The sequence below is a fragment of the Clostridium sp. 19966 genome (assembly GCF_032335695.1).
Classification (GTDB): Bacteria; Bacillota; Clostridia; order Clostridiales; family Clostridiaceae; genus JACTOJ01.
Map to the genome: position 1 here is coordinate 114,001 of NZ_JACTOJ010000014.1, position 8,529 is coordinate 122,529.

At 31.2% G+C, this 8,529-nt stretch carries 11 protein-coding genes; 1 reads left to right on the top strand and 10 read right to left on the bottom strand.

Annotated features, from left to right (window positions below; all coding sequences use genetic code 11):
• Window positions 1-65: 65 nt before the first annotated feature.
• From IAI10_RS14995 to IAI10_RS15015, 5 genes are all read right to left on the bottom strand, one after another.
• Window positions 66-425 (bottom strand): DUF5658 family protein, encoded by a 360-nt coding sequence (locus tag IAI10_RS14995; protein ID WP_315674097.1) that lies wholly within the window; start codon window positions 423-425, stop codon window positions 66-68.
• A 111-nt stretch (window positions 426-536) separates the two neighbouring features.
• Entirely contained in the window at window positions 537-1,454 is a 918-nt protein-coding gene (locus tag IAI10_RS15000) for an AEC family transporter (RefSeq protein WP_315674098.1), read from the bottom strand.
• A gap of 14 nt (window positions 1,455-1,468) precedes the next feature.
• Window positions 1,469-2,437, bottom strand: coding sequence for an NAD(P)-dependent oxidoreductase (locus IAI10_RS15005; protein ID WP_315674099.1), 969 nt, complete (start codon window positions 2,435-2,437; stop codon window positions 1,469-1,471).
• 184 nt (window positions 2,438-2,621) lie between these two features.
• Complete coding sequence (locus IAI10_RS15010; RefSeq protein WP_315674100.1) at window positions 2,622-3,830, bottom strand: transglutaminase domain-containing protein; 1,209 nt, start codon at window positions 3,828-3,830, stop codon at window positions 2,622-2,624.
• Window positions 3,831-3,850: 20 nt separating this feature from the next.
• Window positions 3,851-4,327 (bottom strand): GNAT family N-acetyltransferase, encoded by a 477-nt coding sequence (locus tag IAI10_RS15015; RefSeq protein ID WP_315674101.1) that lies wholly within the window; start codon window positions 4,325-4,327, stop codon window positions 3,851-3,853.
• A gap of 316 nt (window positions 4,328-4,643) precedes the next feature.
• Between IAI10_RS15015 and IAI10_RS15020 the strand changes: the two genes are divergently transcribed.
• A complete protein-coding gene (locus IAI10_RS15020) occupies window positions 4,644-5,021 on the top strand; it encodes a YcxB family protein (RefSeq protein WP_315674102.1) in 378 nt (125 codons plus the stop codon).
• A gap of 525 nt (window positions 5,022-5,546) precedes the next feature.
• Here the strand turns inward: IAI10_RS15020 and IAI10_RS15025 are convergent.
• The 5 genes from IAI10_RS15025 to IAI10_RS15045 all read right to left on the bottom strand — a co-directional run bounded on the left by IAI10_RS15025 (window position 5,547) and on the right by IAI10_RS15045 (window position 8,448).
• Window positions 5,547-6,191, bottom strand: a complete 645-nt coding sequence (locus IAI10_RS15025; RefSeq protein ID WP_315674103.1) for an SMI1/KNR4 family protein — start codon at window positions 6,189-6,191, stop codon at window positions 5,547-5,549.
• 18 nt (window positions 6,192-6,209) lie between these two features.
• The gene (locus IAI10_RS15030; RefSeq protein ID WP_315674104.1) at window positions 6,210-6,494 is read right to left on the bottom strand and encodes a hypothetical protein; all 285 of its coding nucleotides are present in this window, start codon (window positions 6,492-6,494) and stop codon (window positions 6,210-6,212) included.
• Between the two features lie 72 nt (window positions 6,495-6,566).
• Entirely contained in the window at window positions 6,567-6,725 is a 159-nt protein-coding gene (locus IAI10_RS15035; protein WP_315674105.1) for a hypothetical protein, read from the bottom strand.
• A complete protein-coding gene (locus tag IAI10_RS15040) occupies window positions 6,722-7,375 on the bottom strand; it encodes a hypothetical protein (RefSeq protein WP_315674106.1) in 654 nt (217 codons plus the stop codon). The genes IAI10_RS15035 and IAI10_RS15040 overlap by 4 nt, the downstream gene beginning before the upstream one ends.
• Window positions 7,372-8,448, bottom strand: a complete 1,077-nt coding sequence (locus IAI10_RS15045) for a peptidoglycan-binding domain-containing protein (RefSeq protein ID WP_315674107.1) — start codon at window positions 8,446-8,448, stop codon at window positions 7,372-7,374. Before IAI10_RS15045 ends, IAI10_RS15040 begins: the two co-directional genes overlap by 4 nt.
• Between the last annotated feature and the right edge of the window lie 81 nt (window positions 8,449-8,529).

An 8,529-nucleotide genomic window follows, 5' to 3' on the forward strand; every position in this document is an offset into this window, starting at 1 on the left:
TATAGCAAACATCCTTTAAAGCACAGCCTTACATTATTATAACATTATTTTCAATATAATGTATATTAAATCACATATGAGTATAAAAAGTACAGAAAAGAAAAAATCACATGAAAAGAGCAGATTATAAGATACAAGAATGTTAGAAAAAGTATGATAATATTAGAATACTTAAGCTGAAGCAGAGTAGCTTTCTTGATTCTACAATAGAGCACGATCAATAATACAAGGGGAAGTATAATTTTTATAAATATAGCTGAAAAACTGTTTTTTACTATTGGCTGCATTATAATGTTACCTTCTTCAAACATGCCCGTTTTCAGTAAAAACAGTGTAAACATTATATCTAAAACATTAAAAAAATATATGATCATAAACTTTACTTTAATATTCTTTAAATCGCTGCCCTTTATAAATTGTACCATGTATGACACCCCACATATTACTCTGGAAATTATATGTAGTTTGTGCCCACTTAGTATATTTTATGCAAAGCTAAAAAAATTAGCTACTTTACATAGCTAATTTTTTATAATCTACAATAAGAATTTTATTATTATGGGTATGGATATCATTGACAGCACTGTGCTCACAAATATGCTCTTTACTGAAAGAAGCTCGTCACCGCCATATTCAATGGTGAGCATGGCCACATTTGAAGCTGCAGGCATAGCTTCCAGAAGCACTATTATGTCTATTATCAAGCTTGGAGCTCCTAGAGCCTTGAGAATAAGCCAGCTAAAGATAGGCATGGCCAAAAGTCTTATGAAGCTTAATATATATACGTTTTTCCCACTCACAGCACTCTTTATGTCCGTGCCTGCCAGCATGGAGCCAACTATTATCATAGATAAAGGTGGAGTTATTGAACCTACTGAGCTTATAGCAGTGGAAAGCACATAAGGAAGCTTTATATTAAATAAAAATACAAGCATTCCTGCAATCATAGAAATTATAACAGGATTTGAAATAATCTTTTTAAGCTGACTAAGAAAATTCTTATCATTTTCTTCCTTAAGCACCATTATACCGTAAGTAAACATAAAAACATTAAATACTATTCCAAAAATGGCGCAGTAAAATACCCCTACATTTCCATAAAGTCCGTTCAGTATGGGATATCCCATAAATCCAGAATTAGAAAATAAAGTTACAAATTTAGCCACTCCCCTTTGTTCCTTAGAGGTTTTAAAATAAGCTATTTTTGAGAATATAATGATAGCTGCATGTATGATTACAGCATATATGAAAATTTTTTCAGCATTAGCTATCATGTCCCTGGATATTTTGCTGGTAAAAGAGTTAAAAACCATCAGAGGTAAGGTCACATTTATAAGCAGCCTTGAGAGTCCATCATTGATTGTCTTATTTATAAAATTTCTTTTTCTTGCGTATATTCCTACGAAAATTATTAAAAACAAAATTATTACTTGGGTTATTACCTGTGAATTCAAAGAATCAGCTCCTATTATAATTTTACTACATTAATTGAATTTCCATTTAGATAGCTTATTGCATTATCTATAGAAATATTTACAATACGCTCCCTGGCTTCTTTAGTGGACCAAGCCATGTGAGGAGTTATTATGCACTGAGGCAGCCCCAGCAGCGGATTATTTGGTTTAGGCGGTTCCTGCTCTAAGGTATCAAGACCTGCGGCATAAATCTTTCCGCTGTAAATTCCTCTAGCCAGTGCTTCTTCATCAATCATCTGCCCTCTAGCTGCATTCAAAATGATCACTCCATCTTTCATTTTGGCTATGGTTTCATCATTTATTATCTTTGTAGTTTCTTTACTTAAAGATGCATTTAAGGATATTACATCAGCTCTAGTCCAGAGAGTTTCCATATCCACATATTCGATAAATTCATCCTGGAAATTCGGATTTCTATGCTTTGTATAGGCTATTATATTCATTCCAAAACCCTTAGCCATATTTGCCACTGCATAGCCAATATTGCCAAGGCCGAATATCCCCATAGTTTTACCCGCCAATTCAAACTGCTTCCCTACGCGGAACATGAATTGACTTTCCTCCTTCCAATATATCCTTTTAACAGCTTCACTGTAAAGTCCAACCTTGGAGGTTATTTCAAGCAATAATGCCATAACATGTTGAGCTACAGACATAGTTCCATAAGCTGGAATATTAGTTACAGCAATATTATTCTTAGCTGCTTCCTCCAAATCCACTTGATTGTATCCGGTGGTCATAAGCCCTAAATATTTTAAATTAGGCAGCTTAGATAATAATCCATTATGGTAATTACCTATATTGCAGATAATCATATCTGCATCTTCACCCTTTTCCACTATCTCTTCTTCGTCTACATCCACATATTTTTCTACGAATTCCACATTAGGCAGACTCTTAAGCCTTTCCCAGCTTTCATCCTCTGAGCCTAATAATTTTACTTCGAATATTACTATTTTCATTTCTGCGCCCCCATTTCTTTAGTGTAAATGCTATTTTCTATTTTAGCACATAAATGCTGTCTGTATCTTTATTTATATTTATGCAAATATTTTTTACAATTACATAAAAAAACATCTATTTTACTAGACGTTTTTCATGAAAAGTATGTTATATATTATTTAATTTCGTAACTGCTAAAGCAAATTAATTTTCATTAGGAAAACCTATATCATAATCCAATTCCGATTCTTTTTTATGAGATTTATTAAACCATTTTGAATCTGGATTGAAGTACCTAAACTGATTTGAAGTACCTACCATATCACTTCCACTATCCCAAGTAGTATCTTGAATTATCCATTTTTCATCAATATAAGTTTCATTCCACGCATGTCCTCCTGTTTTTTCACCAATTCCGAAAAATCCGCCTGTAGTAGCTGTCCCTGAACAAACCTTAGTTCTTATGTTTACAGCTCTATTAAGTGCTGCTGTCAAGTTTGCATAACCGTTACAGACTGCCCTCTTACTATGCAAAGTTTCCAACGCACTATACTCCTTCACATTATTACTCTCCACAGCTTTATCGTCATAATTTATATTTTGAGTAACCCATTCATGTATAGCCTTCGTCTTGTCCATTTCAGAATAGCAATTTTTAGTTATATCCTTTGCTAATTTTATTATCTCAGGTGAGTCACTCTCCACATATTTGCTTGGCATGAGAAAATTCATATCTCTATCATCATCGCTATTTACAGAAAACACCTTAAACTCATCATAAGCTCCTTCGGGATCATTATCGCTTCTAGTTAATATATTTACTTGATAACGCCCTTTCCCAAAAGGAAGATATACTTTACCGTTAAAGCTACCATCTCCAGTAAGTACAAATTGATCATTTTTCTTATAATCTTTAATTACATTTATCCAAATCCACCTAACAGCTTTATTAAAGTTAATACTGTATTTAAGTGTATTATTATTCACATCAATATCGTTAAATTCATTCATTGTAATACAAGGAGAAATGTTAATATTATATTTTATGCTTTTGCTATACCCTGCTACTTTACCTATGTATGTTTTTAAACCTGACAAAGAAGTATCAATATCATTAGGAAGATTCCAACTCACATTCTGTGGCTTACTACTATTGTCTTTCATTCTGGCAGCTACTTGCTTTGGAAGAGAAAAAGAATCATTTTGATTTAGAGTTATATCCACTGTCTCAATAATGCTTTTTATTTTTTGTCCGTTTATTTTTTCTTGTTTTATAAAAGCTGCACTGATTATTATGATGGCTACAATTATTATTGCTCCTACACTTAATCCTATTTTTTTAAGCCTGTATCTCTTTTCATATTCAATGTTAATATATTTTGCACTGTATAAATTTAATGATTTTTTACCCAATATACTCTCTCCTAAAAATATTATTTAATTTTCTTCTCAAATTCTATTTCATGCTTTATTGGTATCCCAAAATCGCCTATCATAGGAATGGAAGGCTTCAGCTTTCTAGAAGCAACCACCGCATTGATGTATAAATTAACCATATCAAAGCCCCGTCTTTGATAGAATTTTATAGCTTTTATATTATCATTGGTAGTTATAAGCTTTATTCTTCTACAGCCCAATTCAGTTGATTTCTCTATCACCTTGTCCACTAGGCTTGTACCTATCCCTTTCCCCTCTTTCAAGCTATCTAAAGACATGATTTCACATTCTTTGTCCACAATTTGATACATAACTAATCCAACTATGTTCTCTCTCTCATAGGCTATAAAGCCAGCTAGAGTTCTCATATCTACTAGCTCTCCTCTTACCGCCATATCTGTAGAAAACCAGTGATAAATTAAAAATTCATTTATTTGATTTCTATTTTCTGCTGTTATTGATTTTATATCCATGCTATCACCTTTTTATCTAGGCTGTGTATTAAATAGTGTAAAAACCATCCCCCATTTAATACAGAACCTTTATTTATTATTTTGCTGTGTTATCAAAAACATTTTTTTACATAATATGTTATAATTAATTTATCATATTTATCAGAAGATGTCATTGTATTATGCCAATATTTCAAAATCAGATCACCATTACAAAAAAGGTTCTAAAAGAAGCAGGCCATGCTCTATATAAAATATATAACAAAAAATATCGTGTTTTAATTTTAGTTTAGTAATAAGTATTTTTATAGCTATATTCAATATTTGTGGTTATGTCTTGGAAGGAATAAACTTTGACAACATTCTATTTTCTTTTTTACTAGTAATCTTTGTGTTTAAGTTTTTCAAAGGATATATATCAAAAGTAAATAAAATTTATAAAAATTATAATCATATTTATGGAGACTCTCCAAAGTTAACTATCAGTTTTTATGCTTCTAATTTAGAGATTACTTCTTCTCGCTCCTCTCTAAAACTAGATTACTCTCAGTTATCAAAAATGATTGATACGGAAAACTTATTTATACTAATGGCTGGAATATCTATAGCTGCTATTGTTGATAAAGATAATTTTACCACTGGAGAATTTAATGACTTTCTAGCTTTTATTCAACATAAGTGTGAACACTTGCCTTGGATAGTGTATGCTTATTAGTATGTAATAAAAAGCTTGTTAACTTATAGTTATAAATAATAGTTGCTTGACTAAATTTAATATAATATCTATAAAATATGAATTACTTACTCTAAGTTAATATTTTATGTCTGTTCTACAATTACCTATCATATGAATCTTCTGGGCTTTACTTTCATTCTCGTAGCTAATTGTATATTTTTCAATTTTATCGGTAAGATTTATTATTTTCAATTCTTATAATTATTTTATTACTTGTAAAAATCAATGAACTAGCCACTCGTTTTTCAGCTAGTTCATTTTAATCTTTTATCGCTGCATTATTAGCGTTGTGTCGTAAATTTTAGATAAATTTTCAAATAAAATATATCCTAAAATACAATTAACTCTCCTTGTGGCCAATTGCCTTCCCATCCACAAGGGAAATTTCCTCCTTCGTATATTGATAACATATTTAAGAAGAATGTTGGCCTATTTTTACATTCTTTATATGCATATTCCATTATTGCTCCTAATAAATCCCACTTAACACAATCAATAAAAATATCATTGAGCTTGTTTTCTTCCTAGCATACTATCAAAAATAGTTTTTGTTAAATCTATACCATCTTCATTTACAACTAATGACCAATCATAGATATCAACAAAATTTATCCTTGTCCAATTTTGCATTAGTACATCAAAATTTGTTGCTATTTTCAATCCATGTAAATTAGGACCTCCATACATTACGTCATGTTCTAACAATACTACAGGTTTATTACTACTTCTTTTGTCTATACAAAATGCATCACCATTGGGGAAAGTTATTATCGGTATCCAATGTATCCAGTCATCTACCAGTGCCTTTAAGCCTTCATTTTCTTCTTCACAATTTATAAATTCATCTACAGTTGATTTCATATCTGAATACATTTCTTCTATTTTTCTAGGAGATAAAATATTTATTCTTCCATTCTTACATTGTTTTCCGAATATATTTTCCTCCGTTGTCCATGAAAATCTAACTTGACTTGCATAGTTTAAATAAAGTTCTCTCAAAGTATAAGGAAATTCTATTCCTATATAACTTTCTATTTTCTTTAACTCATCTGCAGAAACCTTAGAATTTTCTATCGTTTCATTCACTTCAATTTTATTTGTGAGATTAACCCTATCCTTTACTTCTTCAATAAGTTTAATTAAATTCATATGTTCCTTCTTCTATCCTTATTTTCCATATTGATGAATTTTATAACTACTTAAACCATAGTCATCCATCATTTTTCCCGCAAACTGATATATATCTTTTCGCGTAGCATCTGGATTATTATCTATCCACCCCATCCATTTTGGATTCCATTGTGCCTTTCCATGAATAAAATTCATATGTTGTCCTACTTCACCAGCTGTTAGTATTTTAATATATTTGTTCATTGTTATAAAAGATGGAGATACCTTAATGCTTTTATCATCATATTTTAAAAAAATATATTTTTGAATTTTACTGGACAAATAAAAATACTGCTTCGATTTAGTTATATCAGAGTTTAATACAAATTCTAATATAGCAGCATCACAATAATGTTATGCTAATAAATCAAGATATACATCAATAAATCCATCTCCCACACTTTTATTTTTTAGTTTATCATCAAAATCACTAATTCCATCAATACATTCTTGAAAAATATCAGGAAAAATATTGATGTATGGGTTTACTTTTTCACCATTTACAATTTTCATATTATATTTCTTACTGGTAATTTATCTAGTTTCAATTCAATGATTTGTTGATTAACAGTTTTTCTTAATTTCTCTGTATCTTGTGTAGATTCCTTAAGTTTCTTAAACCAGTTATCTACTCCTCCACTTCTCCCAAGGATATCAACTTGGAAAAGAGAAGTTTTACTTTTAATATATCTTTCCACTTCACTTATTATTGCCCCTTCTCCACTCCATCCTGCTACATATAGCATATACTTAAATACTTCTAATTTAGGACCATCAGGCAAACTATCGCAATATTTTGTTAAATTATCTATTATCAAATTTATATCAATATCTCCCTCTAAAGGTATTATCGCCTTTGATGTCAATGACATTGATATATCTTTATACTTACCTTCCGGACTTATTGTGGAAATATACTTGTTATTATCTGTTATCTCAATTCCTAATGAAACAGTTGGAAACTCCTCAGCTAAATTATGAACATGTAATGTTGGAATATATCTATCTTTATCTGATTTAATATGTAATAATACGCCTACTGCTAAAGGTCCCAAAATATTCATTAGCCACATTGGTTTATAAATCTCCATTGATGGATACAATTCTTTCCAATCATTTGTGATTTTCTTCTTCATCGTTGTTGTAATCTTCACTCCCATCATGGGTTTACCTCCTTAACATATTGTAAATAGTTAGGTCCATTACTAAATATTTTATTGATTTGACTTTGTGATAACCCTCTTCCTGGATTGATTGTAAACTTATAGTCATAAGCTGTGTTATTAATTGTATCTAAAACATCTATTCTAGCGCTTCCCTTCGTTCCATATTTTGCTGAATTTCTTCTTAGCCATGATGTTTCAGTTTCCAATCCCCTATAACCAAAGATACTTTGATATCTATCTAATAGCTCTTTAGCATATGAATGCTTAAGTGTACCCGCAACACTACCTGTTCCTCCTATTTTATTGTTAGCTCTAGTGGCTATTTCTTGAACAAGTTGCTCATTAGACATCTGAGATATCGGAGCTTTAATTACCCCCTTAGTAGCAATACCTTCTTCTTTAATTGCATTTTTCTCTATACTTTTAGCTTTTGATTCACTTTTAAAGAAACTCTTTATTACTCCCGGAAACTTTTCAGATTCAGTAAGTACATCTTTGCTTAATTTAAAGCTCGTACCTAATTCTCCCATACTTATCCCATCAATATAATCCCAAAGAGTTTCTCTATCTATAGGTCCACCATTTAGCTTTATAAACATATCATTATAAAAATCAGCAATACCAGGATCAATAAAATTACCTTCACTACTCAAAGATTGATTCATTTCATCCCATGCTTTTATAGTTACTGGTGATAGCTGAGGCTTATTTCTTTCTTCATCGCTGCTTTTGTCCTCTTCCCTCCTAGGCTTTTCACTTCTTTCTCCTACCACATGAATACTTACATTCTTTGAGGTATAGGAGTCAGTCAGCTGTCCCCAAGTTTTAGGTCCAACTATCCCATCTACTACTAAGTTATGGCTGCTCTGAAAAGCATTCACTGCTGCTAATGTTTTGTTTCCAAAGATTCCATCTGCCCCGCAGCTTCCTAAATCATATCCCAATGACATTAGTATGCTCTGCAGTCGCCTTACCTCGTCTCCTGTAGAACCCTTCTTCAGCATTCCATCTATATTATTAGTAAGTGAGCTATCATAGCCGAGGCCACTGAAAAAGCTTCGCTTTTTCATGAAGAATTTAGCTAAATGCTAAATAGAGCACGAAGCATTTCACGATTTAGTAAAATATTTCGTGCTCTTCCCTTTTTCTAT

What these genes read in the sequence shown, in the direction of transcription:
- IAI10_RS14995 (WP_315674097.1), bottom strand. Translation starts at nt 425, where the DNA reads ATGGTACAATTTATAAAGGGCAGCGATTTAAAGAATATTAAAGTAAAG.
- IAI10_RS15005 (WP_315674099.1), bottom strand. Translation starts at nt 2,437, where the DNA reads ATGAAAATAGTAATATTCGAAGTAAAATTATTAGGCTCAGAGGATGAA.
- IAI10_RS15015 (WP_315674101.1), bottom strand. Translation starts at nt 4,327, where the DNA reads ATGGATATAAAATCAATAACAGCAGAAAATAGAAATCAAATAAATGAA.
- IAI10_RS15025 (WP_315674103.1), bottom strand. Translation starts at nt 6,191, where the DNA reads ATGAATTTAATTAAACTTATTGAAGAAGTAAAGGATAGGGTTAATCTC.
- IAI10_RS15035 (WP_315674105.1), bottom strand. Translation starts at nt 6,725, where the DNA reads ATGAAAATTGTAAATGGTGAAAAAGTAAACCCATACATCAATATTTTT.
- IAI10_RS15040 (WP_315674106.1), bottom strand. Translation starts at nt 7,375, where the DNA reads ATGATGGGAGTGAAGATTACAACAACGATGAAGAAGAAAATCACAAAT.
- IAI10_RS15045 (WP_315674107.1), bottom strand. Translation starts at nt 8,448, where the DNA reads ATGAAAAAGCGAAGCTTTTTCAGTGGCCTCGGCTATGATAGCTCACTT.